This window comes from Tropicimonas isoalkanivorans (assembly GCF_900112335.1).
In the GTDB taxonomy this organism is placed as follows: domain Bacteria; phylum Pseudomonadota; class Alphaproteobacteria; order Rhodobacterales; family Rhodobacteraceae; genus Tropicimonas; species Tropicimonas isoalkanivorans.
In genome coordinates this window covers 147,886-174,163 of sequence record NZ_FOLG01000011.1, presented here as the reverse complement: position 1 = coordinate 174,163, position 26,278 = coordinate 147,886, and the positions used below count along the sequence as shown (strand labels likewise).

The following is a 26,278-nucleotide window of genomic DNA, read 5'->3' as shown; positions in this document are numbered from 1 at the left end:
ATGGCGCTGCTCGAAGTTCGCAATCTCTCGGTGGAATTCGCAACCACCTCCGGCACGTTCCGCGCGGTGGACGGGTTCGACCTGACGCTCGACAAGGGCGACATCACCGCCGTCGTGGGCGAATCCGGCTCCGGAAAATCGGTGTCCTTCCTCGCCATGATGGGGCTTCTGCCCTGGACCGCGACCATCACGTCGGACGTGATGACATTCGACGGCAACGACCTGCGCGGCATCTCGCCCCGCAAGCGCCGTTCGATCATCGGTAAGGACATGTCGATGATCTTCCAGGAACCCATGACCTCGCTCAACCCGTGCTACACGGTCGGATTCCAGATCAAGGAGGCGCTGCGCATCCATCTGGGCATGGATCGCAAGGCGCGCCATGCACGCGCCATCGAGTTGTTCGAGCAGGTGGGCATTCCGGCTCCGGAGACGCGACTCTCGGCCTTCCCGCATCAGATGTCGGGCGGCATGAACCAGCGGGTGATGATCGCCATGGCCATCGCCTGCAAGCCGAAGCTTCTGATTGCCGACGAGCCGACCACGGCCCTCGACGTGACGATCCAGGCACAGATTCTGGAGTTGCTGACCAGTCTGCAGGAAGAGACTGGCATGGCGCTGGTACTCATAACGCATGACATGGGTGTGGTGGCGGAGACGGCGGAGCGCGTCTCCGTGCAGTATGCGGGACAGAAGGTGGAGATGCAGGAAGTCCTGCCGCTTTTCAGTACGCCGCACCATCCCTACACCGCGGCCCTTCTCGCGGCGTTGCCTGAGAGGGCGACCTCCAAGCACCTGCCGACCATCCCCGGCGTCGTGCCGGGGCAGTTCGACCGCCCGAAAGGCTGCCTCTTCAGTCCCCGTTGCGCCAAGGCCGACGAGCGCTGCCGGACGCTGAAACCGCCCGTTGAAGGCCCCGAACTGGGCTTTGCCCGCTGCCACTACCCTTTGAATGTTCCTGCTGAGGAAAGCGCATGACCGAGCCCGTCCTCGTCGCCGAGAACCTGACCCAGGAATACGTGCTGAAGGGCGGCCTGTTTGGCAAGGACCGCATCGTACGCGCGCTGACCGGGGCCACATTCACGCTGGAGCCCGGCAAGACGCTGGCTATCGTGGGGGAATCCGGTTGCGGCAAGTCCACGCTGGCCCGCGTCATCACCATGATCGAGGAGCCGGTGGCCGGCACCTTCGTTCTGGACGGAACGAAGGCTGGGCCCGACACCCGCGACAAGCTGCGGACCACGGTTCAGATCGTTTTCCAGGACCCGTACGGCTCTCTCAACCCGCGCCAGCGATGTGGGCAAATCCTTGAGGAACCGCTGAAGATCAACCGCCCCGACATGCGGGCGGAGGAGCGGACGCGACGGGCGCGGGAGATGCTGGAACTCGTGGGTTTGCGTCCCGAGCATTTCGACCGCTATCCGCATATGTTCTCCGGTGGGCAACGTCAGCGGATCGCCGTTGGTCGGGCGCTGATGCTGGAGCCCAAGGTGCTGGTGCTGGACGAGCCGGTGTCGGCGCTGGACCTGTCCATCCAGAGCCAGATCCTGAACCTGCTGGTGGACCTGCAGGAGCGGCTGGGCCTGGCCTATCTTTTCATCAGCCACGACCTGTCGGTGGTCAAGCACGTGGCCGACGACGTGATCGTGATGTACCTCGGCCGCCCGGTGGAGATTGGCACCAAGGAGGAGTTGTTTGCCCACCAGCGCCATCCGTACACCAAGGCGCTTCTGTCGGCGACGCCGATGGCCGACCCGACACTGCGAAAGGAGCGGATCAAGCTGACGGGCGAACTGCCGTCGCCGGTGAATATCCCACCCGGCTGCGCGTTTTCGCCTCGCTGCTGGAAAGCGCAGGACAAGTGCCGGAAGGAACGCCCGGAACTCGGACCCGAGCCTCATCCGGCGGCCTGCTTCTTCCCGGAGTAGCTGGGCAACATCTCTCGCGAGCTCTTCCCATGCCACACGCTCTGGCCTAGCTTTGCGCGAACGACGCCGCGACGGCGTTGAGAAACAGGGGGACAGCCATGAATTCCAAGATACTTGCAGCGACGGCGATGCTGCTGATGGCGGGCGGATGCTCGATGATGCCCGGCGGCACGCAACATGCGGAAGCCACGCAGACAGTGTCACTGAGCGGCACGATTGAAGCGGTCGACATGGAAAGCAGGCTGATCACGGTGCGCGATGGGCGGACGTCCATCACTTTCCGCGCTGGCCCGCAGGTCAAGAACCTGGCCCAGGTGTCCGTCGGGGACGAGGTGACGCTCGACTACTACGAATCCGTTGCTGTGGGCATGGCCGATCCGGAGGACCCCGGCACGGCTGTGGGCGAGAGCGCGGTGGGCGTGGCCGCCCCGGGGCAGATGCCCGCCGCCGGCGCGTTTGGCACCCTTTCCGGCGTCGTGGAGTTCGTTTCGTACGACCCGGAGCGGGAGGTGGCGACCGTTAAGCTGCAAGATGGCACGCTGGAGACGGTGCGCATACGGCCCGAAATGCGCGCCTTCGCGGCCGCGCGCAGCCCGGGAGACCGGATCGCGGTGGTGATCGAGCGTGCCGTGGCGATTGCCGTCACACCGGCGTGATGGCCTGACAAGACGCGCGGGCGCGAGCAGTGGTTTCGCGCCTCGCGCTTGCAGATTTGCGGCAGGACGCCCTATTTATAACGCCCTATTTATAATTGGAGCCCATCGTCGCCTTGAACAAGACCTTGGGCAGTATGAGGGTCGCGATGAGGGCGCCAAGCCAGACCAGCAGGGTTGCGGCCAGCCAGGTGCCCAGGCCGCCAATGCTCATGCCCTGAACGATCAGGTTGGTGATGCCAAGACCGACGAATGTCGTGACGAGGGCGATGCCGCCTTGCAGGGCCGGGACATTATCCCGAGACATCTTGGCGATCATCGGTCCGGCAACGGCCTCGACGATGGACAACAGCAGCGTGGCGACGAAAAAACCGGCGAAGTCCAACCGGAAACCGTCCAGGAAGAACGCGGCGATCAGAAGCCCCACGGCATTTGCCAGAATGTAGAGGAGGGCAGATATCAACGTGCGCATCATCGGTCGGCTCCCTGGAAATATGAGTCGGGTGGATACTACTCCCGCCATCCCCATTCCCAAAACCCGTTCGCGCGCGAGGAGTGAAACAACGCCGCAAGTCTGAAGGCTTTTCAATGCCGTTAAGGCTTCGTACGCTTCCAACAGGCGTGTCTGGCGCTGGATTGAGGCGGCAGACGGGGCAGGGGAGAGCGCGGGATGAAGAGGAAGCACGTCAAGCGACGCCGGACCTTCATCCCCGGTTTCATCGCCGCAGTGAGCGATCCCGGCGTCCGCATCCTGCTCAGCCTTACGGCGACGGTGGTTGTCGTCGGGGCGGCGGTCTATTCCTTTCTGGAAGGCTGGGGTGTGGTGGACTCCGTCTATTTCGCCACGGTGACGATCGCCACCGTCGGCTATGGCGACATCGCGCCAGTGACGACGGCCGGTCGACTGTTCACAATCGTCTATATCGTGATCGGCATTGGTTTGTTCGTCGCTTTGGCCAGCGCCCTTGCAAGCCACCTTGTCGAGCGTGCGCGGGAAGATCTGGGCCTTCTCGAGGATGACGGCCCCGATGAATGATTGGCCGGCCGAGGCGGTGGCGAGGGCTAAGCCGGCGCTCTATGTCGTTAATTATCGGTCCGGCCAGCGCGAGCACAAGACGCCCACGGGGCTGAGGTCGATCGAAGAAGGGAAGGGCAGGGCAGATGACGATTGATCACCCCGAGAGATTCTTGCGCGAATTGTTCGACAAGGCGGTGGAGGTCGCGGATCCGATGGCGGTGATCCCCGCCGAGTTGCCGGAGAAGCCGGCGGGCCGCACGGTGGTCATCGGCGCAGGCAAGGCGTCCGCGCGTATGGCGGAAGCCGTGGAGCGGTCTTGGGGCGCCTGCGAGGGGTTGGTGATCACCCGCTACGGCTACGCCCGCCCCTGTGAGGGGATCGAGATCGTCGAGGCGGCTCACCCCGTGCCAGACAAGGCGGGGCTGGATGCGACGGCTCGGATGCTGGCTCTGCTGGGGGCGGTGGGGCCGGACGACTTCGTGCTGGCGCTCATTTCGGGCGGTGCTTCCGCGCTTCTCGTTCAGCCGGCAGGCGCAATCACGCTCGAAGAAAAGCGGGCAGTGAACGCGGCACTGCTGGCCTCCGGCGCACCGATTGACCGTATCAACACCCTGCGCAAGCACCTGAGCCGGGTGAAAGGCGGACAACTGGCTGCGGCGGCTCATCCGGCGCGGATGCTGGCGCTAATGATCTCCGACGTGCCTGGAGACGATCCCGCCTTCATCGGCTCAGGTCCGACGGTGGGCGATGCGAGTACCGCTCAGGATGCCCTCGGTATTCTTTCGAAATGGAACGTCGAGGTTCCCGCCTCCGTGCTGGACGTGTTGAACGGCCCGACCGGCGTCATCCCCCCGGGAGACGAGCGGCTGTCTTCGGTCGAAAACAGGGTGATCGCGGCGCCGTCCCTTTCGCTTGCGGCCGCGCAGGAGGTTGCAGAGGCCAAGGGCTGCGACGTCCTGATGCTGGGCGATGCGGTCGAGGGCGAGGCGCGCGATGTCGCGCGGGACCACGCGCGGCAGGCATTGGCGATCGGAAGCGACAAGCCCACCTTGCTGCTATCTGGCGGCGAACTGACCGTGACGCGACGGGGCGACGGCGTGGGTGGGCCGAACGCCGAGTATGCGCTCGCCCTCGCCTTGGCGCTCGATGGCGCGGCAAATATCCATGCCATTGCCTGCGATACCGACGGGGTGGACGGAGCGGCGGACGTGGCGGGCGCGGTCATCGGCCCGGACACTCTGGCGCGGGCGGCACGGGCCGGGCTCGACCCTGCGGGCGCCCTTGCGATCAACGATGCACACAGCTTCTTCGAGGGCCTCTCCGATCAGGTGGTGCCAGGCCCGACGCTGACCAATGTCAACGATTTCCGGGCAATCCTTGTGCAGCCCTCCGCATGAGCGCCGCAATAGGGAAGAACGTTCCTGGGGCGCCGCCTTGTCGGCCCCCACACGGACGCTTACATGAGGCCGCATGATACGATTTCTGCCGTTCATGAACCGGCCACCCCTTGTCTCCGTAATCCGTTTGAACGGCATGATCGCTGCGGGACGGCGGGGGCTGAACGACGCCGGTACCTCCACGATGATCGAGCGCGCGTTTTCGCGCGGCAAGCCCAAGGCCGTGGCGGTCGTAATCAATTCGCCGGGCGGCTCGCCCAGTCAATCCTCGCTCATCGCATCCCGCATCCGTCGGCTGGCGGAGGAAAAGGACATCCCCGTCACCGCCTTCGTCGAGGATCTCGCGGCCTCCGGAGGGTACTGGCTTGCTTGCGCCGCCGATGACATCATCGTTGACGAGAACTCCATTGTGGGGTCCATCGGCGTGATCTCCGCCTCCTTCGGCCTACAGGATTTCATCTCCCGGTTCGGCGTCGAGCGCCGGGTGCACACGGCCGGGGAGTCCAAGAGCTTCCTTGATCCGTTCCAGCCGGAGAAGGAGGACGACGTGGCGAGGCTGAAGGCGCTTCAGGAGCAGATCCACCAGAACTTCATCGCCCACGTGCGGTCGCGACGGGGCACGCGGCTCGACGGCACCGTTCCACTTTTCACCGGCGACATCTGGGTCGGCCGGCAAGCGGTGGACGTGGGCCTGGCGGACGGCGTGGGTCATGTGGTTCAGGTGATGAAAGAGCGGTACGGCAAGAAAACCAGGTTCTCCGTGCACGGCCCGAAGCGGGGGCTGCTGAGCCGCCTCGGGCTAGCGGCCGCAGACGGGATCTCGACCGGGCTAGAGGAGCGCGCGCTTTGGGCGCGCTATGGTCTCTGAGTGCTGGTCAAGGTCGTCACCTTCTTCCTGATCGGGATCGCCGTTCTGGCGATGTTCGGGCGCCTGCGCTGGCCGGGCGGGGCCCGCAAGATCGGCAAATCAGATCCCAGGCCCCGGAAGCCCCGCACCTGCAAGGCCTGCGGCTCCTACATCATCGGCGACGGGCCGTGCCCTTGCCAGAAGGGTGACTGAATGCTGATGGACATCGCCAAGGCCTCGCTGGGGCTGGTGATCCTGTTGCTGGCGGGGGACGCGCTGGTCAAGGGCGCGGTTAACCTGGCGCTTCGCATCGGGATCCCGGCGCTGCTGGTGTCCCTGACGATCGTGGCATTCGGAACGTCCGCGCCGGAATTGCTGGTCTCTATCGACGCGATCCTTTCGAACGCGCCCGGCATCGCGCTCGGCAACGTCATCGGATCGAACATTGCCAACGTGCTGATGGTCCTCGGGGTGCCGGCTATGATTACCGGACTGCACATGGGGAGCTGCGATACCCGCAAGACCTATACGATGATGATCATCGCGACGGTGGTCTTCATCGGGCTCGCCTTCACAGGAAGGTTCACGCCGGTCGACGGGTCCATCTTGCTGGCGATGCTCGCCTTCATGCTCTGGGACTCCTTTGTCGCCGCGCGCACCCATCGGAGGGAGGCGCGCAACGCCGCGGCGCTTGCCAGGCCGTCGGAGGACGGCATAGAGGACATCGAAGGCGCCGACACGTCGCTGCCCACGTGGAAGATCGTGATGTACCTCGGCCTGGGTCTCGTCGGCCTGCCGCTCGGTGCCGACATCCTTGTGGACTCGTCCGTCAGCATCGCGGCCCAGCTCAACGTCCCGGATACGGTGATCGGCCTGACTTTGGTCGCCATCGGCACATCGCTGCCGGAGCTGGCGACCACGGTCATGGCGGCGATCCGCGGTCAGACGGACGTGGCTCTGGGCAACGTCATCGGCTCCAACCTGTTCAACCTGCTGGCCATCATCGGCATTGCCAGTTTTGTCGGCCCGATCCCGGTGGAGGCCGGCACGCTTGGGTTCGATCTCTGGGTTATGCTCGGTTCGTCGCTGATCCTTCTGCCGTTCGTCTTTATGAAGTGGAACATGGGCCGCGTGTGGGGTGGGGTATTTTCGCTGATCTATATCGGCTACCTGATCGTATTGGTCGCGTAAAGCGATGAAGGATCGGACAACGGAATGACGGAGAAACGGGCATTGGTGACAGGCGGGGCGCAGAGGCTCGGCCGGTCCATGGCGCTCTACCTGGCTGCGCGGGGCCACGACGTTGCTATCCACTATCACAGCTCTGCCAGCGCCGCGCAGGATCTCGTCTCCGAGCTCGAAGGCATGGGGCGCAAGGCCGTTGCCGTTCAGGCGGACCTGACGGAAGAGGACCAGGTGCAGCGCTTGCTTCCGGGCGCGGCTGACGCGCTCGGAGGCGCCCTCAACCTTCTGGTCAACAACGCCTCGATTTTTGAGCATGACGAAATTGGCTCCGCAACCCGCGAAAGCTGGGACAGGCACATGGAGTCGAACCTCCGCGCCCCCGTGGTCCTGACGCAGGCCTTCGCGGCCCAGGCGCCGGCAGCCCTCCACGATCGCAACGGAGAGCCGATGGCGCAGGCGCTCGTGGTCAACATGGTGGACCAAAGAGTGCGCAAGCTCACCCCTGCGTTCATGAGCTACACAATTGCAAAGATGGGCCTCTGGGCATTTACGCAGACGGCGGCACAAGCCCTCGCGCCAAATGTTCGCGTGAATGCCATCGGGCCGGGGCCTACCCTGATCGGCCACCGCCAGTCGGAGGAGCACTTTTCCCGCCAGCGCGGAGCCACCATTCTCAGCCGGGGCAGCAACCCGGACGACATCACCGCGGCTCTCGGCTACCTCATCGACGCGCCGGCTGTGACCGGGCAATTGATCTGCGTCGACGGGGGTCAACACCTCGGTTGGAAGACCCCGGACGTGCTCGGCGAAGCATAGGTCCTCCCGGAATGGGAAGGGCACTTATGCACCGATCACAAGCGTTTTACATTTCTGTTGGAAAACCTTCATAGTTTTCAAGAGGCTACCGGGTGTCACTAAAAAACACCCATGAATTCATGGCGTTATAGCCTTGCACAATTTTTGGTCAAACCAATCAATCGCACGGGATACAACGCAAATTTCGAAAGCCCACGAGGTTATTCCCCATGTTATCCACAGAAAACGTGGACATGTTTTAAGTTGCCCTCGGGGTGATTAAGTTGCAGCGATCGAGGGAATCAAAACGTTAACGGAGGCGCGATTTGGGGGATCCCGACGCATCCCCCGATGAGGGGCTTCAGGCAGAAAACGGCCTCCTCGGCCATCGCTGCATCCAGAGCTATCTCCGGCTGCTCGACGCCTCGCCGGGTGTCTACCGGATGCTCGATGCGCAGGCGCGCGTCCTCTACGTCGGCAAGGCGCGGAACCTGAAGGCACGGGTGTCCAGTTACGCGCGACCCGCTGGGCACAGCCCTCGCATCGCGCGGATGATCTCCGAAACTGCGTCGATGATGTTCCTGACGACCCGGACCGAAGCCGAGGCGCTGCTGCTTGAGCAGAACCTCATCAAGCAGCTCAAGCCGCACTACAATGTGCTGCTGCGCGACGACAAGTCATTCCCGAATATCCTGGTCGCGAAGGACCACGGCTTTCCGCAGATCAAGAAGCATCGTGGCGCAAAGAAGGAGAAGGGCGCCTACTATGGCCCCTTTGCGAGCGCCGGTGCCGTGAACCGGACCCTGAACCAGCTCCAGAAGGTGTTCCTGCTGCGGAACTGCTCGGATTCGACCTTCGAGAGCCGTACCCGTCCGTGCTTGCTCTACCAGATCAAGCGATGCAGCGCGCCCTGCGTGGGACACATCAGCGAGGAGGGCTACACTGCCCTTGTCGCGGATGCCGAGCAGTTCCTGCAAGGCAAGTCGACCAACGTGCAGTCCGAACTCGCGGAGGAGATGCAGGCGGCCTCTGACGCGATGGAGTTCGAGCGCGCTGCCGCCCTGCGGGACCGCATAAGGGCCCTGACGCAAGTTCAGTCGTCCCAGGGCATCAACCCGCGTGGCGTTGCGGAGGCGGATGTCATGGCGCTGCACATGGACGGCGGCCAGGCCTGCGTTCAGGTGTTCTTCATCCGTGCCAACCAGAACTGGGGCAACCACGATTATTACCCGCGTACCGGAGGAACGGAGTCGCCGGGCGAGGTCCTGCGGTCCTTCCTGGCGCAGTTCTACGATGGCAAGGAGCCACCCCGGCAGGTCATCCTGAGCCACGACATTGACGACCGGGACCTGCTGTCGGAAGTGCTCAGCGAGAAGTCCGGGCGCAAAGTGGACCTGCTGATCCCGCAGCGGGGGGAGAAGGCCGAACTGGTGGCAGGTGCGCTGCGGAATGCGCGAGAATCGCTGGCGCGGAAGATGTCGGAATCCGCCGCGCAGTCGCGCCTGCTCGCCGGACTGGGCGATGCTTTCGACCTCGGCGCACGGCCCAACCGGATCGAGGTTTACGACAACTCCCACATACAGGGGTCCAATGCCGTGGGCGCGATGATCGTCGCGGGTCCCGAGGGGTTCGTCAAAAGCCAGTATCGCAAATTCAACATTCGTGGTGAGGATCTAACCCCCGGCGACGATTTCGGCATGATGAAGGAGGTACTGACCCGGCGCTTCAAACGACTGCTCAAGGAGGACCCCGACCGCCAATCCGACGCCTGGCCCGATCTTCTGCTGATCGACGGCGGCGCGGGGCAGGTGAGCGCCGTGGCCGAAATCATGGCCCAACTCGGCGTGGAAAACGTGCCCTTCATCGGCGTGGCCAAGGGGGTGGACCGCGATGCCGGCAAGGAGGAGTTCCACCGCCCCGGGCAACGCCCCTTTGCGCTCCGCCACAACGACCCGGTCCTGTACTTCATCCAGCGCCTTCGGGACGAAGCGCACCGCTTTGCCATCGGTGCGCACCGCCAGAAGCGCGCCAAGGCCGTTGGAGCGACCCCTTTGGACGAGATTTCCGGCGTCGGCTCCACCCGCAAGCGCGCCCTGTTGGCCCATTTCGGATCGGCCAAGGCGGTGAGCCGGGCCAACCTCGCCGATCTCAAGGCTGTCGATGGGATCAGCGAGGGGCTGGCGGAGCGTATCTATGATTTCTTCCACGACCGTGGCTGACCCCGCAGCCCCGCTCGACCCGATGCAATTCGCGCCCCAGCCGCTTCCGCTCTTCCCTGTGCCTGCCGGTGACGATAGATCAGGGGTATGACCTGGACGCTTCCCAACATCCTGACCGTTTTCCGACTCGCCGCGGCCCCGCTTGTCCTGCTGGCCTTCGTGCTGCTGCCGCGCCCGATGGCGGACTGGACCGCTCTGGCGCTCTTCATCGGCGCGTCGGTGACCGACTACATCGACGGTCACCTGGCCCGACGCTGGGACCAGAGGACCAAGCTGGGCACAATGCTGGACCCGATCGCCGACAAGGCGATCGTTGTGATCGCGATCGCGGCGCTCTTTGGGCACATGGGTTTCGCGCCGCTGCTGGCGATACCGGCGGCGGTCATCCTGCTTCGGGAGGTCTTCGTTTCGGGGCTGCGGGAATTCCTCGGCGACACGGCCGGCACCCTGAAGGTGACGAAACTGGCGAAGTGGAAGACCATGGTCCAGATGGTGGCCATCTCCGTCCTGCTGGCCTACGGAGGTCTCCAGAGCGGCGGCGGTGCGACCGAACTGGGCAACGGGCCGACCTCCTTCGCCGCGGGAACTTTCCTCTACATCGGGCTTCTGTTCCTGTGGATTGCCGCGGGTCTGACTGCCATCACCGGTTGGGACTACTTTTCCAAGGCCCGGCCTTACCTGAAAGACTGATCGCATGATCGACGTGCTCTACTTCGCCTGGGTCCGCGAACGCATCGGCCTCCCCAAGGAGCGGGTAGAGACCGGGGCGCAGACAGTGGCCGATCTGGTCGAGGAACTTCGGCAGCGGGAGGCGCGATACGCCGCGGCCTTCGAGGATCTGTCCGCGCTTCGCGTGGCGGTGGACCAAGAGTTGTCGGACTTCGATGCCCCCTTGTCCGGCGTTCGTGAGGTGGCCTTCTTCCCGCCGATGACGGGTGGCTGAATGGAGGTCCGCGTCCAGAGCGCCCCGTTCCGCCCCGGAGAGGAACTCGATGCGTTCACCGCCGCCGTTCCGGGCGCGGGTGCCGTGGTGAGCTTCACCGGCATCGTGCGCGACGACAGCGGGACGCTGGCGGAGATGGTGATCGAGCATTATCCCGGCATGACAGAAGCCGCGCTGACGCAGATCGCAGAGGATGCCCAAGCCCGCTGGTCGCTCTCCGGCGGGCTGATCATCCATCGGTTTGGCGTTCTCGCGCCCGGCGAGCAGATCATGATGGTCGCGACCGCCGCACGCCACCGGCAGGTCGCCTTTGAGGCTGCGGAATTCCTGATGGACTACCTGAAATCCCGCGCGCCGTTCTGGAAGAAGGAGCGGACCGCGACCGGCGATGCCTGGGTCGCGGCGAAGGACAGCGACGAAGCCTCGCTGGACCGCTGGTAGCCTGGGATTGGCGATTGGGGCACGTCACGCCCTGGGCCTTCTTGTGTCGATAAATATCCTCGGGGGGAGCCATTCGGACATCGTCCGAAAGGCGCGGGGGGCAGACAGCCCCCCGATCACCCTATCCGTCCGCGCAGGTCCCAACCATTGCGCAGGCGCCCGTCTCAGGCGCTCTCCCGGTCCCGCTCGATATAGGCACGGAGCTCTTCTGCCTCCTGCCGGGTATCGCGCAGGGCATCCATCGCCGCTTGCCGCTCCGCCTCGGTCTGGGTGAGCTGGTTGGTCAATTCCGCCTCACGCTGCTGCATGTAGGTGATCGCCTGATCACGGGTCTCCTCGGCCTCGTGAAGGGCCTGGGCCATCTTGTCCAACTCGCCCATCTCGGACTGCGTGACCCGGGTGACACGGTGGATGATCCATGACGCGAACCACCCGAGAAGGAAGGCCACGAACAGGACCGCAGCGGTCACGACGATGAATTCCACGCGGTTCATTGCACTTCCTCCGTGCTGTCTTGGCCGGTTTCGGCACCGTCATTGGTGTCGGGCGCGGCATCGGCCTCGCCGGTCGGTTCGGTGCTTTCCGCCGCTTCCGCCTCCGTCCCGCCGGATTCAGATCCCTCACCCTCGGCGGCGGGCTCATCCTTCAGCAGGCGGAACTCGATCCGGCGGTTTTCCTCGCGACCTTCCTCGGTGTCGTTGTCGGCAATCGGTTCGGCCTCTCCATACCCTCGTGCGGTAATCGCCGACGTGAGGACCCGCCGCGCGATGAGGGCCTCCAGAACCGCATTCGCGCGGCTCTGGGACAATTCCAGGTTCATCTCTTCTCGGCCCTGGCTGTCGGTATGTCCGGCGATCTCGATCTGCATCTCGACATCCTTGCAGCCCTTCAGAATGTCGGCAATCTCGTTGACGATCCCCACGGCACTGCCCGAAATCTCGCTGGAACTCGGTTCGAAGGTGATCTTGTCCAGCGACTGGGCCGACTTGATAAGTTCGACGCATTCCTCTGGGCTGGGCAGCGCCGCGATGGGGTCGAGTGCCTCGTCGTAGGTGACCTCGATCCCGAAATCCTGTGCCTCGCCCAGCTTTTCCGCCAGGATGCGAGCGATTTCTGCCTTTGCGCCCTTCCTGCCGGTGATGCCGCGAACCTCCACGAAGTCCTCCGTCACGACCGTGCTGCCTTCTTCGAGCTGCGAAAGCGCCTCGAGCGCCGCCAGAACGCGCAACGGCCAGGGTTCGGGCAACTCTTCGTCCACCCGCGTGGCCATGTGCACCGCCTCCGCGCCGAAATGTGCCTTGGCATAGCTTTCGACCGTCTTGCGAACGACGGCGTTGTTCAGACGGCCGCCCAAGGTCACCTTTCCGTCCGCGCCAAGGCTCGCACCGAACTCGGGCGCTTCCGGGGCCGCGTCGCCATCCTCCTCCGCGGCCGGCTCAGGCAGGACCGAATGCAGCGAAAAGACCTCCGGCAGGTTGGATTCCAACTCCCCGACCACGCGGTCGAACGTGTTCTCCGGGGTGGTTTCGGTAGCCACAAGCGTCACGTCGGCATCGGCAAACGTGACGGACCCACCTCCCAGTTCCGCGACCGCGCGAATGCCCAGGATCGCCGCGTCGGTCCACTCCGGCGTCGGCACGCCGAGGCCCAGGATGCACTCGGGCGTGTCGGTCACGCCAGCCTCCGTTGCCGCCTTGACCAGCCGGGTCTGGTTGCGGGGCGTGTCGACGGAACAGGCATCGAAGTGCGGTCCCCCCTCGTCGATCAGGAAGCGCAAGGTGAAGGGGGTGATGACAGGGCGGGGCGCGGCAATGGTATAGGTCACCTCGACGGTGTCCGGAACGCGCCGGGTGATCGCGGCCTCCAGATCCGCCTTTTCCTCCTCGGAGTCGGCGATCGCATCTATCGTGACCGCCCCCGCAACGATTGAGACCTTGGAACGCGGCAGCCGCGCCAGCACGTTCAGCCCGTACTGGACCGAGCTTTCCCAGTCCGGTGGCGGAGGGTAGCTCGCGGCCTCCAGCAGGTCCGTCACCGCCGCGCCTTCCGAGAGCGCTGTGATCTCCTTGACCATGGCAGCCCGGTCGAGGGTATCCGGCACCAGGCCGATCAGCGTCACGCCGTCGTCGTTGCGCAGGATCTCGATGGACAGCCGCGGCTGCGCCAGGGGTTTGGAGGGCGTGACGGCCGTGCGGTCGACGATCCTGGCCGCGTCGACCATCGTGCCGGCGACATGAAGCGCCTTGAACCGCTCCGCTTCCGTCGGCGCAATGCCGCCGACGTGGACTTGCAGGCCGTCCGTATGGACCTCCGTCCAGTCATAACCCGCGTCGATCAGCGCCAAGCGCACGGCGTCACCGGAGCGCGATTCGATGATGTCGGCGGCCAGCGTCGCAACGCCCAGGCATCCGGCGGCGGCGAGGGCGAGCGATACGGCGGAGATGATCTTCGGCCCGAGGCGCATGGCGGCGTTGTCTTTTTCATTTCAGGTGGCGGAGTTTTAGTGGCGGCGGCAGGCGGGATCAATCGCCAGCCGGTCAACTCTGCGGGGGGTGGCCGGTCGCCCGTTCCTTACCGGTGGAACGGTGCCTGCCGGCCGGCGGGCGCGCAGCCTTCAGACCAGCAGTGCCAGCAGAAGGGCCACAGCGAAGATCAGGCCGGTGTGGGTGAGCGCGCGGAACGCCTTCAGGCAGGATTGTGGATCCTCCAGGTCGAGCCGCGCCATCAGCCAGCTCATGTGCATTCCCATGCCCCAGGCGCCAACCAGCGCGATGGCGAGCGACAGCGGGCTGCGCGACGGTGTGAAGGCGGCGATCACGCCCACTGTCAGCATCAGAACGGTGATCATCATGAACAGCCGGAGCCAGGCCGGGGTGTCCTTGCCGAACAGACGCGCGGTGGACTTCACACCGATGAGCGTGTCGTCATCGATGTCCTGATGGGCATAGATCGTGTCGTAGTAGATCGTCCAGGAGACGCCGCCAAAGAACAGGAACAGGGGTGCCACCGAGATCTCACCGGTATGGGCGGCCCAGGCCACCAGGGCGCCCCAGGACAGGTTGAGGCCGAGGATGAACTGCGGCCACCAGGTGATGCGCTTGCCAAAGGGGTAAAGCACGATGAGCAGGAGGGAAGCGACGCCAACCCAGATCGCGGTCGTGTTGAAGGTCAGAAGGATCGCGAAGGCGAGGAGGAGTTGCACGCCCATCCAGATCGTCGCGTTTTTGACAGTGACCTGGCCGGAGGGCAGGGGGCGGGATCTCGTGCGTTCCACCCGGGCGTCGATCTCCCGGTCGGTTATGTCGTTCCAGGTACAGCCGGCGCCCCGCATCAGGAACGAGCCCAGGATCACGGCGATCAGGATCCACCAGTCGAAAGCCCGCCACCCGGTCGCCGCCGCCGCTGCGAAGAGACCCCAGAGGCTCGGGATGATCAGCGTCCAGAACCCAACCGGCCGGTCCGCGCGCGACAGCCGCAGGTATGGACGCGCCTTGAGCGGGGCAAGGCCGTCCACCCAGTTGCCTTGCACGGCGTCTGCGACCGGCCCCTGAGCCGAGTCGGTGGCGTCCTGCGTTGTCGGGGTGTCTGGCGTATTGGGTGAGTCGGTCATATGGTCCGCCCGGTATCTGGAACGTGGGTCGATGGCTAAAGTCCGTCTGTATGTAGAACAAAGCCTTCACGAGGGGCAAAGCGTTTCGCTGACGCGGGAGCAGGCGCATTACCTCTTCGGGGTGATGCGGCTTGGCGTCGGGGACGATGTGCTGGTCTTCGATGGCAGGTCCGGCGAGTTCCGTGCCGAGGTTTCGGAGACGGGAAAACGAGGCGGCCAACTCGACTGCCGGGAGCAGACCCGACCGCTCCAGGTGCCGCCCGATCTGTGGTTGTTGTTCGCACCGATCAAGAAAGCGCGCACAGATTTCATCGTCGAGAAGGCGGCAGAGATGGGAGCGGCGCGGATCTGCCCAGTGCAGACCGAATTTACCAACGCCGACCGCATCCGGCGCGACCGACTTCAGGCGCACGCTGTCGAAGCCGCCGAGCAATGCGGCGGTACCTTCGTTCCGGAAGTGATGGACCTTCAGCGTCTCGACCGGGTTCTTGCGGACTGGCCTGCCGACCGGCGGCTGATGTTTTGCGATGAGGCACTGGTGGGCGCGCGGGAAGCCCTGACTGGAACGGCCGGACCGTGGGCGATCCTGATCGGCCCGGAGGGCGGGTTTTCCGACGCCGAGCGCGACCGCTTGCATGCGCTCCCCCAAGCAAGTGCCGTAAGCCTCGGGCCGCGTGTTCTGCGGGCCGATACCGCCGCGGTGGCTGCGATGGCGCTCTGGCAGAGCACACTGGGGGATTGGTGATGCAGTTCCGCCCCGCCACCACGGACGACACGCCGACGATCGAGACGTTCCTGCGACGCTACACCGACACGTCCATGTTCCTTCTGTCGAACCTGCGCGCCTTTGGCCCCTGCGGTGGCGAGGCGCCGCACGCCACACGTGTATGGCTGCTGGAGGACGCGGACCGTCTCCAGGGCGTCGTCGGCCTCAGCACCGCGGGTTCCCTGCTGGTGCAACTTCCGAATGGCGCGCCAGAGGGAAGCCTGCGCACCCTGCTAGCGGGCGAGACCGTGAAGGCGATTTTCGGCGAGACCGCGCAGGTGGGCCGTGCCCGGGCCGCGCTTGGCCTCGACGCGGCGCGAGTGCAGCTCGACGACGACGAGCCGCTGTATTCGCTCGATCTCGACCACCTCTTCGTCCCGTCCGGCGCCACACGCCTGCGCCCGGCGGGGGAGGGGGATCGGACCCGGCTCATCGCCTGGCGGGAGGAATACCTCGTCGAGACCGTCCGGTATTCTCCCGAGGATGCGATCGAGGCCGCACCCGAAGAAATCGACGGGATGTTGGCGCGCGGCACCCTGATGTTGCTTGAGCAACCCGACGGCACGCCTTGCGCCATGACCTCTTTCAACGCGCTGCTTCCCGAAACGGTCCAGATCGGCAACGTCTTTACGCCCGATGATTTTCGGGGGCGCGGCTACGCGCGCCGTGCGGTGGCACTGCACCTGGAGCGGGCGCGCGCAGAGGGCGTCCAGCGCGCGATCCTTTTCGCATCCGGCGCAGCCGCTTCGCGCGCATACGAGGCCATCGGGTTCGACCGGATCGGCAGGTTCGCCCTGCTCATCTTCGGTCAGGCGCAGGACATCGGGGGGACGGCATGAGTTTCATACGCCCCGAGCTCGCGCGGACCTTCTTGCGGTGGCGGGAAGTTCTTGCGGGGCTCGCGGCGTCCGTGGCCGGCCTTTGGCTCGCTGGCCTGGGAGGGCCTGCGATGCTGGTGCTGGGCGGGCTCGTGACAGCCGCCTCGCTGGCGCTGAGCGTGCTCGCCTGGCGGCGGATGCGGTTTCGCGTGGAGGTGGAGGCCCCCGGCGTGGTCGAGATTGACGAGGGCCGCATTTCCTATTTTGGCCCCCTCATGGGCGGCGCAGTGGACCTTTCGGAACTCGTCGAGATCGAGGTGATCGACGTCGCGGGTCGCCGCCGGTGCTGGCGCCTGCGTCAGGCTGATGCGCAGACGCTTCTGGTGCCGATGGCGGCGGCAGGTGCCGAACGGCTCTATGACCATTTCGCCATCCTTCCGGGTATGGACTCCTCCGCGCTGCTTGGGGCGCTTTCGGGAAACGCGACCACCGCGCGCCGTATCTGGGCGCGGCGCGGCACCCAGCGGCACCTGTTGACAGACTGACGCGCGCGGCCACCGCAAGTGGTTTCGCCGCGCTGACGCGCGTCGACCGGGGGCGCCTCGCTGCGCTCGGCGCCTCTTGACTCGCCCCGCTGCGCATCGCACCTAAGCCGGGTTGCCCGAAAGTCCGGAGACCTGACCCAATGTCCATTCCCCAATCCGGCGGTGGCCCGATCGAGCGCTACGAGCAACTTGCCGAGTACCTCGAAAGCGGATGCAAGCCGAAGGACGCCTGGCGGATCGGCACGGAGCATGAGAAATTTGGCTACTGCAAGGATACGCTGAAGCCGATCCCCTACGAGGGCGAACGCTCGGTCAAGGCGATGCTGGAGGGGTTGCAGGACCGCTTCGGCTGGGAGCCTGTCTTCGAGCAGGAGCATATCATCGGCCTGGAACTGAATGGGGCCAACATCAGCCTGGAGCCCGGAGGGCAACTCGAACTCTCCGGCGCGCCGCTGACCTCGATCCACGAGACCTGCGACGAGGTGAACGAACACCTGCGCGAAGTGAAGTCGGTGGCCGACGAGATCGGCGTGGGCTTCATCGGGCTCGGCGTAGCGCCGACGTGGACGGATGAGGAGATGCCGCAGATGCCCAAGGGGCGCTACCGGCTAATGACCGACTACATGGACAAGGTCGGTGCCCTCGGAAAGCAGATGATGTACCGCACCTGCACGGTTCAGGTGAATCTCGACTTCGCCTCCGAGGCCGACATGGTGCAAAAGCTGCGCGTGGCCCTGGCATTGCAACCGGTTGCCACGGCCCTCTTCGCCAACTCGCCCTTCCTGGAGGGCAAGCCGAATGGTCACAAGTCCTGGCGCAGCCGGATCTGGCGCGACCTGGATCCCGCGCGCACCGGAATGCTGCCCTTCGTATTCGAGGACGGGATGGGGTTCGAACGCTATGTCGATTACGCGCTCGATGTGCCGATGTACTTCGTCTACCGGGACGGCAAATATATCAACGCCCTCGGCCAGTCCTTCCGTGACTTCCTGAAGGGCGAGTTGCCCGCGCTCCCCGGCGAGAAACCCACGCTCTCGGACTGGGCGGATCACCTGACCACGATCTTCCCCGAGGCGCGGATCAAGAAGTACATGGAAATGCGCGGCGCGGATGGCGGCCCCTGGCGCCGGCTCTGCGCGCTGCCTGCGCTGTGGGTGGGGCTGACCTACGACCAGGAGGCGCTCGATGCCGCTTGGGATCTGGTGAAGGGCTTCGACGCGGACACGCGGGAGGGCCTGCGGGTGGCGGCATCCGTCGACGGGTTGCAGGGAGAGAGCCACGGCGTCCGCCTGCAGGACCTTGCGCGTGAAACCGTCCAGATCGCGCAGCAAGGCCTCGCTTCCCGCGCCATTCCCGGCGCTGGCGGTCTCATTCCTGATGAAACCCACTTCCTGAATGCCCTGCAGGAGAGCATCGACAGCGGCCGCACGCCCGCAGACGAATTGCTCGCCCGATACAACGGCGACTGGGGCGGGCGGCTCAAGCCGATCTTCGCGGAATTTTCCTACTGAGCGTCACACCCGCGGCGAAGCATCCCCGACCATGCGTGGCTCCGGCCCAAACCGGTTCGGGCCCTCGGTCCCCTTTTGAACGAACCAGTAGAGCAGCACGAGGAAGCCGATAATCGGGATCAGAGCGATCAGGAGCCACCAACCCGACTTCTCCAGATCGTGCAGGCGGCGCACACCGACGGCGATGCTGGGCAAAAGAAGCGCGAGCCCCCAGATCGCGGCCAAAACCCCTACGTCCGGCCCGAAGAGCAGACGATCTATCATCTGCGAGATGATGGAACCGAGAAAGTTGAAGAGGGCGAACCACCAGTACTCGGGTCGGCGCGCCCGCCCGCTGAACTGGACGTATTTCTGAATGCAGGTACGTACGGCTTCCTGAAAAGTCATGTTCGGTCTCCGGAAGAGAGGAAATCGGGCATGACGGTAGAGATCGGCTTACGTCTTGTCAGCCCCGATGCGCGATTCCTCGCCCCGCAACAGCCGTCGGATGTTCTCCGTGTGCCGGACATAGACCAAGGCGGCCAGCAACAGCACCAGGATCGTCAGATCCGCGCGCCCGAAGGCCATGGCCCAAACCACTGCGAGACCTGATGCCACCAGCGCGGAGAGAGACGAATACCGGCTCAGAACCGCCACGGCCAACCAGCTTGCACAGCAGGCCAGCCCGACACGCCAGTCGAGCGCCAGCACGACACCGAGAAATGTCGCGACCCCCTTGCCGCCCCGGAACCCGAGCCAGACCGGATAAATGTGTCCGAGAAACGCACAAAGACCAGCTACTTGTGCGGCATCCTCGCCAAAGACCGCCCGGGCGAGCAGCACCGCCATCCCGCCCTTCCCGGCATCGAAAACAAGTGTCAGGAATGCCGCAAGCTTGTTCCCGGTCCGCAGCACGTTGGTCGCGCCGATATTGCCCGACCCGATGGCACGCAAATCCCCCAGGCCGAACAGCCGCGCCATCACCAGTCCGAACGGCACGGAGCCGAGCAGGTAGGACAGCAGCGCCACCAGGATCAGCGGAAACAGACCGGACTCGACTGGGGGCATACAGGAACCTCGCTTTCTTGTGTCCGGAAATATCCCCGCCGGAGGCACGAAAGTCCATGCGCGACCGCGCCGTTTTTATGACGACCGGAACGTACCGCCAGATCTGCCACAGGCCGCCGCCCGCAGGGCGGCTTGGCCCAACCCCGAGCCTGCGCGCCAGCGCAGGACGAGGGGGCGGGAGAGCACCCGTCTAGCCCGCCGAGCCGTGCACGAGCGCGCCGCTCACCCAGGTTGCCAGCACTCTGCCTTCCATCCGCTGCCCGTCGAATGGCGTGTTCTTCGATTTCGATTGCAATGTGAACCTGTCGAGCACGAAGGGCGCGTCGGGGTCGAAAAGCACCAGATCGGCCGGCGCTCCGGGGCTCAGCCGCCCCTGCGGCAGCCCGAGGCGCTTCGCCGGGTTGAGCGCCATCGCGCGGAAAAGCTGCGGCAGCGTCAACAGCTCCGCATGATAGAGCCGCATTGCAGCCGGCAGCAGCGTCTCCAGCCCGACCGCACCGGAGGCCGCCTCCTCGAAGGGCAGCCGCTTGCTCTCCTCGTCCTGGGGCGTATGCATGGACGAGATCGTGTCGACGAGTCCCGAGGCGACGGCCTCCACCACCGCGAGGCGATCCGTCTCGGATCGAAGCGGCGGCTTGATCTTGAAAAAGGTCCGATACTCCCCGACGTCGAGCAGGTTGAGTGTCAGGTGGTGGATCGAGGTTCCCGCCGTCACGTCGAACCCATTGGCCTTCGCCCTCTGGAGCGCCGGCAATGCGCGTCGCGTGGTGATCTGGTCGGCGTGGTATTTGACCCCGGTCATCTCCACCAGCGCGATGTCCCGGTCCAGCCCCATCCGCTCCGCCATCGGCGAGACAGCTGGCAGGCCCTTGAGCGAGGCGAACTTGCCCGAGGTCACGGCGGCTCCGGCGGACAATCCCGGCTCCTGCACATGCCCGATCACCAGCGCGCCGAGCGAGCGGGCATAGGTGAAAGCGCGGCTCAGGACCTTGGTATCCGTCGTCACCGTGTCGCCGTCCGAAAACGCCACCGCGCCGGCATCCTGGAGGAACCCGATTTCCACCATCTCCCGGCCCGCGCGCCCCTTGGTCAGCGCCGCCATCGGCGCGATCCTGACCGGGCTGTCCTGCGCGGCGCGGCGGGTGACGAACTCCAGCGTTTCCGGCGTGTCGATCACGGGAAGGGTGTCGGCACGGGTGACCATCGTGGTCACACCACCCGCAGCCGCCGCGCGGCCGGCCGAACGAAAGCTCTCCTTGTGCCGTTCGCCCGGCTCACAGACCTTCACGCCGATGTCGACGATCCCCGGCGCAAGGCACTTCCCGCGGCAGTCGATCGCCCCCGGCGCCATGGATACCCCGTCGTCAACCGCAGCGAGCACTCCATCCCGGATCGTTACCGTGCCGAGACGTTCCGATCCCGCTTCCGGATCGATCAGCCGCGCGTTGGTCAGTCTCAGTTCAGTCATGCCGCTCCCCTCTGGACACGGCGCATGAGGGCAAGAACCTCGCGCGCGTCGTCGATCCTCTCGAAACCAATCCGGCGGCCCCGTCCAAAAGGACCACCGGTGTCGGCAAAGAAAATGCTGCCCGGCGATCCCTCCACGAGCTCGATCGCGTTCCGCCCGGTTATAGGCCAAGCGTCAAGCCCCCTCCTGCCGAAGACCTCGGTCGCAATCAGCGCTTGCTGGCTGGTCAGCGTGTACCAGGTGCCCCTTCGCACCCAGGCCCGCCAGAGCCGGTCGCCGCCGGCCAGCCGCGCACCTTGGAAAACGAACAGGAATCCCGCCGCCGGAAACAGGATCCGTACGGGCAACGGAGCGTCGCCCGTCGCGTGGGCGGCGCCGACTACCCAGAACAGGGCGAAACCGAGGAAAACGAGCCCGAAGAGCGTGCGGCGGAGATCGAAACCGGTGAAGCTGACGCCTGGCCGTGGCCGCCCTTGCCAGAGCACCGTCTCCCCCGGCTCCAGGATGCCCTCCCAGCCGCCGGGTGTGTCTGCCGACCCGCCTGTCACGTGTCCTCCACGCCGGCGGCCCGGGCGATCCGGTCGCGGGCGACCTCCGGCTGGGCAAGATGCTTCATCAGGTGCTTGTCGCCGCCACGGGTCACCACCTGGACCGCGGTCCCGAGGCGTCGAACGCGCGCAATGTCCCGCAGAGGGATCGATTTTCCGAACGAACTCACCAGCCGGCTCCCGGTCAGATCCCAGCGAACCGAAAGCTCTTCCGAAGCCAGGTAGAATCCGCGCACCGCGAGCGCCAGGACGACGCCCACCGGGCCCACCCAGGGATCATCATTTCCGAGCGCAAGGAGAACCGCCGCAGACACGACCGAGCCGATCACGGCCAGCCGAACGTATCCGCGGATATAGGCCCCACGGTCTGCCGGCCAGCTCGCCAGAACGGTCTCGGCGCTTCCATCCCGCTCATCCATTGGATCGCTCCTCCCGCAGGTTCTGCGCCAGCAGGTCCATCGCCGCCATGCGCACCGCAACGCCCATCTCCACCTGCTCCTGGATGACCGAGCGGTTGATGTCGTCTGCAATCGTGCCGTCGATCTCCACGCCGCGATTCATCGGTCCCGGATGCATGACGATGGCATCCTCCTTCGCGTGGGCCAGTTTCTCGGCATCCAGCCCATACCGGTGGTAGTACTCCCGCTCCGACGGGATGAACCCGCCATCCATGCGCTCCTTCTGCAACCGCAGCATCATCACCACGTCGCAGCCCTCCAACCCCTTGGCCATGTCGTCATAGACCTCGACGCCCCAGTCCGCCGCGCCGGAGGGAATCAGCGTGGGCGGCCCGACGAGCCGCACCCGGTTCTCCATTTTCCCCAGAAGCAGGATGTTCGATCGCGCCACCCGGCTGTGCGCAATGTCGCCGCAGATGGCGATGTTGAGCCGGTGCAGCCGGCCCTTTGCCCGCCGGATGGTGAGCGCGTCCAGCAAGGCCTGCGTGGGGTGCTCGTGCCGCCCGTCGCCGGCATTCAGAACCGCGCAGGTCACCTTCTGCGCCAGCAGGTCGACCGCACCGGAATGCGGATGCCGCACCACCAGCAGATCGGGGTGCATCGCGTTCAGGGTCAACGCCGTGTCGATCAGCGTCTCGCCTTTCTTGATGGAACTCGCCTGCATCGCCATGTTCATTACATCCGCGCCGAGACGCTTGCCGGCCAGTTCGAAACTGGCCTGCGTCCGGGTGGAATTCTCGAAGAACATGTTGATCTGCGTGAGGCCCGCCAGCCGGTCCGAATGCTTCACGGCGCCCCTGCTCAGGTCCACATAGCTGTCCGCAAGATCCAGGACCGTCGCGATTTCGATTGGATGAAGCTGTTCGATCCCCAGAAGATGTCTGGCGCGGAATGTCATTGGCCCCTCCGATCTGCTGGGCCGCTTATACCAGAGCGCCACCGCCCCACAACGGGCCGCGCCCGCCCGTGGTGCCGCATGTCGCCGGATCTTTGTCTGCAAGCGTCTTGTTGGTGCCAAATACCCTCGCCGAAGGCACGCTCCGCAGGAGCGTTCATCGTCACAGGCCATTGTGCCGCTTTCCGATGGTCATTCGATCCGCTAGCAAGAGCGCATGGCCCAGGACCTCACCCCGGACGCAATGTTTGCCGCACTGGATTTCCAGATAGCGCTCGGGGCGGACCTGTGCATCGCGGAGGAGCCGCTGGACCGCTATGCGCTCTCTGCGGCGGAGGCCGAACGCAAGCGTGCCGCGGCCGAAGCACCAGCCCCATCTGCGCCCCCTCCACAGACGCGCCCGACTGTCGTTGTGCAGCCCGACGCCGACGCAATTGGCGAAGCGCGCGCCGCCGCCGAGGCGGCCGCGACACTGGACGACCTGCAGGCGGCGCTTGCCGCCTTCGAACATTGCGAACTCAAGAAGGCCGCCCGGACACTGGTCTTTTCGGATGGCCGGCCTGGTGCGCGGGTCATGATCATCGGCGAAGCGCCCGGCCGGGACGAGGATATGCAGGGCAAACCGTTCGTCGGCAGAGCCGGGAAACTGCTTGACCGGATGTTCGCCGCCATCGGCCTATCGCGAGCCTCGCCGGACCTCGACACGGCGCTCTACATCACCAACATCCTGCCCTGGCGGCCACCGCAGAATCGCGACCCAAATCCGGAAGAGATCGCCATGATGAAGCCCTTTGTCGAGCGGCACGTGGCACTCGCTGCGCCCGACCTGCTGGTGCTGATGGGAAATATCTCGTGCCAGGCCATGCTGGGCCGACGCGGCATCACCCGGCTGCGCGGCACCTGGGCCGAGGCCTGCGGCCTGCCGGCCTTGCCGATGTTCCACCCGGCCTACCTGCTGCGCAACCCCGCTGCCAAGCGGCAGGCCTGGGCAGATCTTCTGGATCTGCAGGCCCGCCTCGAGCCGCCAAATTAAGAGATGCCGATGAGCAAGATTGATGACACCAAGGCGTTCGTTCCCGTCCGTATCGCCGTGCTGACTGTTTCCGACACCCGCTCGCTCGCGGAGGACCGCTCCGGCGACGTTCTGGTCGAGCGGATCGAACGCGCCGGGCACGTGGTGGCCGAGCGAAAACTGGTTCAGGACGAACGCAACGAGATCGCGTCGCAGCTTTCAACGTGGTGCGACGATCCGGAGATCGATGTGGTCTTGTCCACCGGCGGCACCGGGCTCACCGGTCGGGACGTGACGGTCGAGGCGCATCGGGACGTGTATGAAAAGGAGATCGAGGCCTTTGCCATCGTCTTCACGATGGTCTCGATGAAAAAGATCGGCACCTCGGCCGTTCAGTCGCGGGCGACGGGGGGGGTCGCGCGCGGAACCTATCTCTTCGCGCTCCCCGGCAGTCCTGGCGCCTGCAAGGACGCCTGGGACGAGATCCTGGAGGCGCAGTTTGACTACCGCCACCGGCCCTGCAACTTCGTTGAGATCCTGCCCCGGCTCGAAGAACACCTGCGGCGGAAGTAAGAACGAGACTTTTTTCGACGGACTCGGCACAGTTGCACGTAACAAGCCTGTGGTTTTACCGCATTCCGGTTTCGGAATAGATTGTCCGTTGGCCGTACCAGCCGGAAAGGGCGCCTTGGATGCAGTTTCTTCGCAGATCCCTCACGGGGCTGTTCCTGCTGTCGATGACGGTCGGGCTGCTCGCCTATGGCGGGCGGATCTTTTACGAGGCCGTCCAGGAGCGGATGAACCGCGAAGTCGCGCAACGCCCCGCCAGCGAGCGGGTTCTGTCGGTCAATTCGGTGGAGGTCGTGGCCGAAGACGTGGTCCCGATCATGGTGGCCTTCGGGGAAATCCAGAGCCGGCGGACGCTCGAGGTTCGCGCCGGGGCTGGCGGGCGGATCGTCGAACTGTCGGACTCCATGGAATCCGGCGCGAGGGTCGAGGCCGGTGCGTTGTTGGCGCGAGTCGATCCCAACGATGCCGAAGCGGCGCTCGAGGTCGCCCGCACCGATGTCGCCGAGGCGGAGGCGGAATTACGGGACGCTCTGCGCAACCTGGCGCTGGTGCGGGACGAACTGGCGGCATCCCGGGCACAGGCCGACTTGCGCACACAGGCATTGAAGCGCCAGCAGGATCTGGCCGGCCGCGGTGTGGGCACTGAGGCGGCGATCGAGGAAGCAGCCCTTGCGGAGGCCAGCGCCAACCAGGCTGTCGTGAGTCGCCGCCTGTCCGAAGCGGACGCGGAGAATCGGCTGGACGTCGCCCGCAACGCGCTCGCCCGCGCGCGGATCGCCTTCGGCGAGGCACAGCGCGATCTGGAGGATACGGAGGTCCGCGCCGCATTTTCCGGCACGCTGGCCGATGTGTCTGTCGTCGAGGGCGGTCTCGTGACCCAGAACGAACGGCTCGCCACACTGATCGATCCGGAGTCATTGGAGGTCGCCTTTCGCGTTTCGACATCGCAATATGCCCGCCTTCTGAACGAGACCGGCCGACTGATCGGCGCGCCCGTGCGCGTCACGCTCGACGTGCTGGGGGTCGACCTCGAGGCATTCGGACTGGTCTCGCGCGTCGACGCCTCCGTGGGCGAGGGCCAGACCGGCCGTTTGCTGTTCGCCCGACTGGACCGTTTCGCCGGCTTCCGGCCCGGAGATTTCGTGACCGTTCACGTGGAGGAGCCGGAACTGAGCGATGTGGCGGTGCTGCCCGCGACAGCGCTCGACGCGGCCAATACACTTTTGGTCATAAACGAAGACGCGCGGTTGGAGACGGCCCGGGTGGATCTGCTGCGCAGGCAGGGGGACGACGTGATCGTCGCGGCGGCCGGATTGGAGGGCAGGCGCGTGGTGGCGGAACGCTCGCCGCTACTTGGTACGGGCATTCGCGTGAAGGACCTGTCGGCCGAGAAAATGGATGTCGCTGCCAGCGACGCGGCGGTCGAGCCCGAGGGGCAGATGATCACCCTGTCGCCGGATCGACGCGCCGCGCTGATTGCGGCGGTGGAGGCCAATGGCGCGATGCCGGCGGATGCCAAGGCGCGTATCCTCTCGCAACTTCAAGAGGAGCAGGTGCCGGCGCAGATGGTGGAGCGCATCGAGAGCCGGATGGGGGGCTGACCG

General features: G+C 65.3%; 31 protein-coding genes. 21 read left to right on the top strand and 10 right to left on the bottom strand.

All coding sequences use genetic code 11. The features are described from left to right. From BM075_RS17085 to BM075_RS17075, 3 genes are all read left to right on the top strand, one after another. On the top strand, positions 1-978 hold the full coding sequence (locus BM075_RS17085) for an ABC transporter ATP-binding protein (protein WP_093361902.1): 978 nt from the start codon (positions 1-3) through the stop codon (positions 976-978). Then, positions 975-1,928: an ABC transporter ATP-binding protein gene (locus BM075_RS17080; protein ID WP_093361901.1), complete on the top strand. Its 954-nt coding sequence runs from the start codon at positions 975-977 to the stop codon at positions 1,926-1,928. The genes BM075_RS17085 and BM075_RS17080 overlap by 4 nt, the downstream gene beginning before the upstream one ends. 98 nt (positions 1,929-2,026) lie before the next feature. Next, positions 2,027-2,584 carry a hypothetical protein gene (locus BM075_RS17075; protein WP_093361900.1) on the top strand — a complete coding sequence of 186 codons (558 nt, stop codon included), beginning with the start codon at positions 2,027-2,029 and terminating at the stop codon, positions 2,582-2,584. Positions 2,585-2,669: 85 nt separating this feature from the next. Here the strand turns inward: BM075_RS17075 and BM075_RS17070 are convergent, their stop codons facing one another. Continuing rightward, positions 2,670-3,056, bottom strand: coding sequence for a phage holin family protein (locus tag BM075_RS17070; RefSeq protein ID WP_093361899.1), 387 nt, complete (start codon positions 3,054-3,056; stop codon positions 2,670-2,672). Positions 3,057-3,251: 195 nt separating this feature from the next. On the opposite strand from BM075_RS17070, the gene BM075_RS17065 reads away from it, so the two are divergent. The 11 genes from BM075_RS17065 to BM075_RS17020 all read left to right on the top strand — a co-directional run bounded on the left by BM075_RS17065 (position 3,252) and on the right by BM075_RS17020 (position 11,426). Continuing rightward, positions 3,252-3,617 carry a potassium channel family protein gene (locus tag BM075_RS17065; protein WP_093361898.1) on the top strand — a complete coding sequence of 122 codons (366 nt, stop codon included), beginning with the start codon at positions 3,252-3,254 and terminating at the stop codon, positions 3,615-3,617. After that, positions 3,610-3,753 carry a hypothetical protein gene (locus tag BM075_RS24490; protein ID WP_177208393.1) on the top strand — a complete coding sequence of 48 codons (144 nt, stop codon included), beginning with the start codon at positions 3,610-3,612 and terminating at the stop codon, positions 3,751-3,753. The genes BM075_RS17065 and BM075_RS24490 overlap by 8 nt, the downstream gene beginning before the upstream one ends. After that, positions 3,743-4,996, top strand: a complete 1,254-nt coding sequence (locus BM075_RS17060) for a glycerate kinase type-2 family protein (RefSeq protein WP_093361897.1) — start codon at positions 3,743-3,745, stop codon at positions 4,994-4,996. The genes BM075_RS24490 and BM075_RS17060 overlap by 11 nt, the downstream gene beginning before the upstream one ends. A 73-nt stretch (positions 4,997-5,069) precedes the next feature. Beyond that, on the top strand, positions 5,070-5,864 hold the full coding sequence (locus tag BM075_RS17055) for a S49 family peptidase (RefSeq protein ID WP_093361896.1): 795 nt from the start codon (positions 5,070-5,072) through the stop codon (positions 5,862-5,864). Further along, positions 5,865-6,056, top strand: a complete 192-nt coding sequence (locus BM075_RS17050) for a hypothetical protein (protein WP_093361895.1) — start codon at positions 5,865-5,867, stop codon at positions 6,054-6,056. Continuing rightward, a complete protein-coding gene (locus BM075_RS17045; RefSeq protein ID WP_093361894.1) occupies positions 6,057-7,034 on the top strand; it encodes a calcium/sodium antiporter in 978 nt (325 codons plus the stop codon). 24 nt (positions 7,035-7,058) lie between these two features. Further along, a complete protein-coding gene (locus BM075_RS17040; protein WP_093361893.1) occupies positions 7,059-7,844 on the top strand; it encodes an SDR family oxidoreductase in 786 nt (261 codons plus the stop codon). Positions 7,845-8,149: 305 nt separating this feature from the next. Beyond that, positions 8,150-10,042 carry an excinuclease ABC subunit UvrC gene (gene uvrC / locus BM075_RS17035; RefSeq protein ID WP_093361892.1) on the top strand — a complete coding sequence of 631 codons (1,893 nt, stop codon included), beginning with the start codon at positions 8,150-8,152 and terminating at the stop codon, positions 10,040-10,042. Between the two features lie 87 nt (positions 10,043-10,129). After that, on the top strand, positions 10,130-10,732 hold the full coding sequence (gene pgsA / locus BM075_RS17030) for a CDP-diacylglycerol--glycerol-3-phosphate 3-phosphatidyltransferase (RefSeq protein ID WP_093361891.1): 603 nt from the start codon (positions 10,130-10,132) through the stop codon (positions 10,730-10,732). A 4-nt stretch (positions 10,733-10,736) separates the two neighbouring features. Then, entirely contained in the window at positions 10,737-10,985 is a 249-nt protein-coding gene (gene moaD, locus BM075_RS17025; protein WP_177208392.1) for a molybdopterin converting factor subunit 1, read from the top strand. After that, a complete protein-coding gene (locus BM075_RS17020; RefSeq protein ID WP_093361890.1) occupies positions 10,986-11,426 on the top strand; it encodes a molybdenum cofactor biosynthesis protein MoaE in 441 nt (146 codons plus the stop codon). A gap of 164 nt (positions 11,427-11,590) precedes the next feature. Here BM075_RS17020 and BM075_RS17015 read toward each other — a convergent pair whose 3' ends face one another. The 3 genes from BM075_RS17015 to ubiA form a co-directional block, all read right to left on the bottom strand. Continuing rightward, on the bottom strand, positions 11,591-11,920 hold the full coding sequence (locus BM075_RS17015) for a hypothetical protein (RefSeq protein WP_093361889.1): 330 nt from the start codon (positions 11,918-11,920) through the stop codon (positions 11,591-11,593). After that, entirely contained in the window at positions 11,917-13,890 is a 1,974-nt protein-coding gene (locus tag BM075_RS17010) for an OmpA family protein (RefSeq protein WP_093361888.1), read from the bottom strand. Before BM075_RS17010 ends, BM075_RS17015 begins: the two co-directional genes overlap by 4 nt. A gap of 150 nt (positions 13,891-14,040) precedes the next feature. Continuing rightward, on the bottom strand, positions 14,041-15,036 hold the full coding sequence (ubiA, locus tag BM075_RS17005; RefSeq protein ID WP_093361887.1) for a 4-hydroxybenzoate octaprenyltransferase: 996 nt from the start codon (positions 15,034-15,036) through the stop codon (positions 14,041-14,043). A 31-nt stretch (positions 15,037-15,067) separates the two neighbouring features. Between ubiA and BM075_RS17000 the strand changes: the two genes are divergently transcribed. The 4 genes from BM075_RS17000 to BM075_RS16985 all read left to right on the top strand — a co-directional run bounded on the left by BM075_RS17000 (position 15,068) and on the right by BM075_RS16985 (position 18,676). Next, the gene (locus tag BM075_RS17000; protein WP_093361886.1) at positions 15,068-15,781 is read left to right on the top strand and encodes a 16S rRNA (uracil(1498)-N(3))-methyltransferase; all 714 of its coding nucleotides are present in this window, start codon (positions 15,068-15,070) and stop codon (positions 15,779-15,781) included. Next, positions 15,781-16,641, top strand: coding sequence for a GNAT family N-acetyltransferase (locus BM075_RS16995; RefSeq protein WP_093361885.1), 861 nt, complete (start codon positions 15,781-15,783; stop codon positions 16,639-16,641). The genes BM075_RS17000 and BM075_RS16995 overlap by 1 nt, the downstream gene beginning before the upstream one ends. Further along, complete coding sequence (locus BM075_RS16990; protein ID WP_093361884.1) at positions 16,638-17,165, top strand: hypothetical protein; 528 nt, start codon at positions 16,638-16,640, stop codon at positions 17,163-17,165. The genes BM075_RS16995 and BM075_RS16990 overlap by 4 nt, the downstream gene beginning before the upstream one ends. 140 nt (positions 17,166-17,305) lie before the next feature. Then, positions 17,306-18,676 carry a glutamate--cysteine ligase gene (locus BM075_RS16985; RefSeq protein WP_093361883.1) on the top strand — a complete coding sequence of 457 codons (1,371 nt, stop codon included), beginning with the start codon at positions 17,306-17,308 and terminating at the stop codon, positions 18,674-18,676. A 3-nt stretch (positions 18,677-18,679) separates the two neighbouring features. Here the strand turns inward: BM075_RS16985 and BM075_RS16980 are convergent, their stop codons facing one another. From BM075_RS16980 to BM075_RS16955, 6 genes are all read right to left on the bottom strand, one after another. Continuing rightward, positions 18,680-19,063: a DUF805 domain-containing protein gene (locus BM075_RS16980; protein WP_093361882.1), complete on the bottom strand. Its 384-nt coding sequence runs from the start codon at positions 19,061-19,063 to the stop codon at positions 18,680-18,682. Between the two features lie 48 nt (positions 19,064-19,111). Further along, positions 19,112-19,723, bottom strand: coding sequence for a glycerol-3-phosphate 1-O-acyltransferase PlsY (gene plsY, locus BM075_RS16975; protein WP_093361881.1), 612 nt, complete (start codon positions 19,721-19,723; stop codon positions 19,112-19,114). Between the two features lie 190 nt (positions 19,724-19,913). After that, on the bottom strand, positions 19,914-21,191 hold the full coding sequence (pyrC, locus tag BM075_RS16970; protein WP_093361880.1) for a dihydroorotase: 1,278 nt from the start codon (positions 21,189-21,191) through the stop codon (positions 19,914-19,916). Further along, positions 21,188-21,739 carry a hypothetical protein gene (locus BM075_RS16965; protein WP_093361879.1) on the bottom strand — a complete coding sequence of 184 codons (552 nt, stop codon included), beginning with the start codon at positions 21,737-21,739 and terminating at the stop codon, positions 21,188-21,190. Before BM075_RS16965 ends, pyrC begins: the two co-directional genes overlap by 4 nt. Then, positions 21,736-22,158 carry a hypothetical protein gene (locus BM075_RS16960; RefSeq protein WP_093361878.1) on the bottom strand — a complete coding sequence of 141 codons (423 nt, stop codon included), beginning with the start codon at positions 22,156-22,158 and terminating at the stop codon, positions 21,736-21,738. The genes BM075_RS16965 and BM075_RS16960 overlap by 4 nt, the downstream gene beginning before the upstream one ends. Beyond that, positions 22,151-23,095 carry an aspartate carbamoyltransferase catalytic subunit gene (locus BM075_RS16955; protein WP_093361877.1) on the bottom strand — a complete coding sequence of 315 codons (945 nt, stop codon included), beginning with the start codon at positions 23,093-23,095 and terminating at the stop codon, positions 22,151-22,153. The genes BM075_RS16960 and BM075_RS16955 overlap by 8 nt, the downstream gene beginning before the upstream one ends. 214 nt (positions 23,096-23,309) lie before the next feature. Between BM075_RS16955 and BM075_RS16950 the strand changes: the two genes are divergently transcribed. The 3 genes from BM075_RS16950 (at position 23,310) to BM075_RS16940 (ending at position 26,275) form a co-directional block, all read left to right on the top strand. Further along, positions 23,310-24,125: a uracil-DNA glycosylase gene (locus BM075_RS16950; RefSeq protein WP_093361876.1), complete on the top strand. Its 816-nt coding sequence runs from the start codon at positions 23,310-23,312 to the stop codon at positions 24,123-24,125. A 9-nt stretch (positions 24,126-24,134) separates the two neighbouring features. Beyond that, a complete protein-coding gene (moaB, locus tag BM075_RS16945; RefSeq protein ID WP_093361875.1) occupies positions 24,135-24,677 on the top strand; it encodes a molybdenum cofactor biosynthesis protein B in 543 nt (180 codons plus the stop codon). A gap of 119 nt (positions 24,678-24,796) precedes the next feature. Next, positions 24,797-26,275, top strand: coding sequence for an efflux RND transporter periplasmic adaptor subunit (locus tag BM075_RS16940; protein ID WP_093361874.1), 1,479 nt, complete (start codon positions 24,797-24,799; stop codon positions 26,273-26,275). The last annotated feature ends 3 nt before the right edge of the window (positions 26,276-26,278 follow it).

What these genes read in the sequence shown, in the direction of transcription:
- BM075_RS17045 (WP_093361894.1), top strand. Translation starts at nt 6,057, where the DNA reads ATGCTGATGGACATCGCCAAGGCCTCGCTGGGGCTGGTGATCCTGTTG.
- BM075_RS17040 (WP_093361893.1), top strand. Translation starts at nt 7,059, where the DNA reads ATGACGGAGAAACGGGCATTGGTGACAGGCGGGGCGCAGAGGCTCGGC.
- BM075_RS17055 (WP_093361896.1), top strand. Translation starts at nt 5,070, where the DNA reads ATGATACGATTTCTGCCGTTCATGAACCGGCCACCCCTTGTCTCCGTA.
- BM075_RS17080 (WP_093361901.1), top strand. Translation starts at nt 975, where the DNA reads ATGACCGAGCCCGTCCTCGTCGCCGAGAACCTGACCCAGGAATACGTG.
- BM075_RS17060 (WP_093361897.1), top strand. Translation starts at nt 3,743, where the DNA reads ATGACGATTGATCACCCCGAGAGATTCTTGCGCGAATTGTTCGACAAG.
- BM075_RS17075 (WP_093361900.1), top strand. Translation starts at nt 2,027, where the DNA reads ATGAATTCCAAGATACTTGCAGCGACGGCGATGCTGCTGATGGCGGGC.
- pyrC (WP_093361880.1), bottom strand. Translation starts at nt 21,191, where the DNA reads ATGACTGAACTGAGACTGACCAACGCGCGGCTGATCGATCCGGAAGCG.
- BM075_RS17000 (WP_093361886.1), top strand. Translation starts at nt 15,068, where the DNA reads ATGGCTAAAGTCCGTCTGTATGTAGAACAAAGCCTTCACGAGGGGCAA.
- moaB (WP_093361875.1), top strand. Translation starts at nt 24,135, where the DNA reads ATGAGCAAGATTGATGACACCAAGGCGTTCGTTCCCGTCCGTATCGCC.
- BM075_RS16955 (WP_093361877.1), bottom strand. Translation starts at nt 23,095, where the DNA reads ATGACATTCCGCGCCAGACATCTTCTGGGGATCGAACAGCTTCATCCA.
- moaD (WP_177208392.1), top strand. Translation starts at nt 10,737, where the DNA reads ATGATCGACGTGCTCTACTTCGCCTGGGTCCGCGAACGCATCGGCCTC.
- BM075_RS16980 (WP_093361882.1), bottom strand. Translation starts at nt 19,063, where the DNA reads ATGACTTTTCAGGAAGCCGTACGTACCTGCATTCAGAAATACGTCCAG.
- BM075_RS17020 (WP_093361890.1), top strand. Translation starts at nt 10,986, where the DNA reads ATGGAGGTCCGCGTCCAGAGCGCCCCGTTCCGCCCCGGAGAGGAACTC.
- BM075_RS17085 (WP_093361902.1), top strand. Translation starts at nt 1, where the DNA reads ATGGCGCTGCTCGAAGTTCGCAATCTCTCGGTGGAATTCGCAACCACC.
- BM075_RS17015 (WP_093361889.1), bottom strand. Translation starts at nt 11,920, where the DNA reads ATGAACCGCGTGGAATTCATCGTCGTGACCGCTGCGGTCCTGTTCGTG.
- BM075_RS16990 (WP_093361884.1), top strand. Translation starts at nt 16,638, where the DNA reads ATGAGTTTCATACGCCCCGAGCTCGCGCGGACCTTCTTGCGGTGGCGG.
- BM075_RS17065 (WP_093361898.1), top strand. Translation starts at nt 3,252, where the DNA reads ATGAAGAGGAAGCACGTCAAGCGACGCCGGACCTTCATCCCCGGTTTC.
- BM075_RS17010 (WP_093361888.1), bottom strand. Translation starts at nt 13,890, where the DNA reads ATGCGCCTCGGGCCGAAGATCATCTCCGCCGTATCGCTCGCCCTCGCC.
- BM075_RS16950 (WP_093361876.1), top strand. Translation starts at nt 23,310, where the DNA reads ATGGCCCAGGACCTCACCCCGGACGCAATGTTTGCCGCACTGGATTTC.
- BM075_RS16940 (WP_093361874.1), top strand. Translation starts at nt 24,797, where the DNA reads ATGCAGTTTCTTCGCAGATCCCTCACGGGGCTGTTCCTGCTGTCGATG.
- ubiA (WP_093361887.1), bottom strand. Translation starts at nt 15,036, where the DNA reads ATGACCGACTCACCCAATACGCCAGACACCCCGACAACGCAGGACGCC.
- BM075_RS17070 (WP_093361899.1), bottom strand. Translation starts at nt 3,056, where the DNA reads ATGATGCGCACGTTGATATCTGCCCTCCTCTACATTCTGGCAAATGCC.
- BM075_RS24490 (WP_177208393.1), top strand. Translation starts at nt 3,610, where the DNA reads ATGAATGATTGGCCGGCCGAGGCGGTGGCGAGGGCTAAGCCGGCGCTC.
- BM075_RS16995 (WP_093361885.1), top strand. Translation starts at nt 15,781, where the DNA reads ATGCAGTTCCGCCCCGCCACCACGGACGACACGCCGACGATCGAGACG.
- plsY (WP_093361881.1), bottom strand. Translation starts at nt 19,723, where the DNA reads ATGCCCCCAGTCGAGTCCGGTCTGTTTCCGCTGATCCTGGTGGCGCTG.
- BM075_RS16960 (WP_093361878.1), bottom strand. Translation starts at nt 22,158, where the DNA reads ATGGATGAGCGGGATGGAAGCGCCGAGACCGTTCTGGCGAGCTGGCCG.
- BM075_RS16985 (WP_093361883.1), top strand. Translation starts at nt 17,306, where the DNA reads ATGTCCATTCCCCAATCCGGCGGTGGCCCGATCGAGCGCTACGAGCAA.
- pgsA (WP_093361891.1), top strand. Translation starts at nt 10,130, where the DNA reads ATGACCTGGACGCTTCCCAACATCCTGACCGTTTTCCGACTCGCCGCG.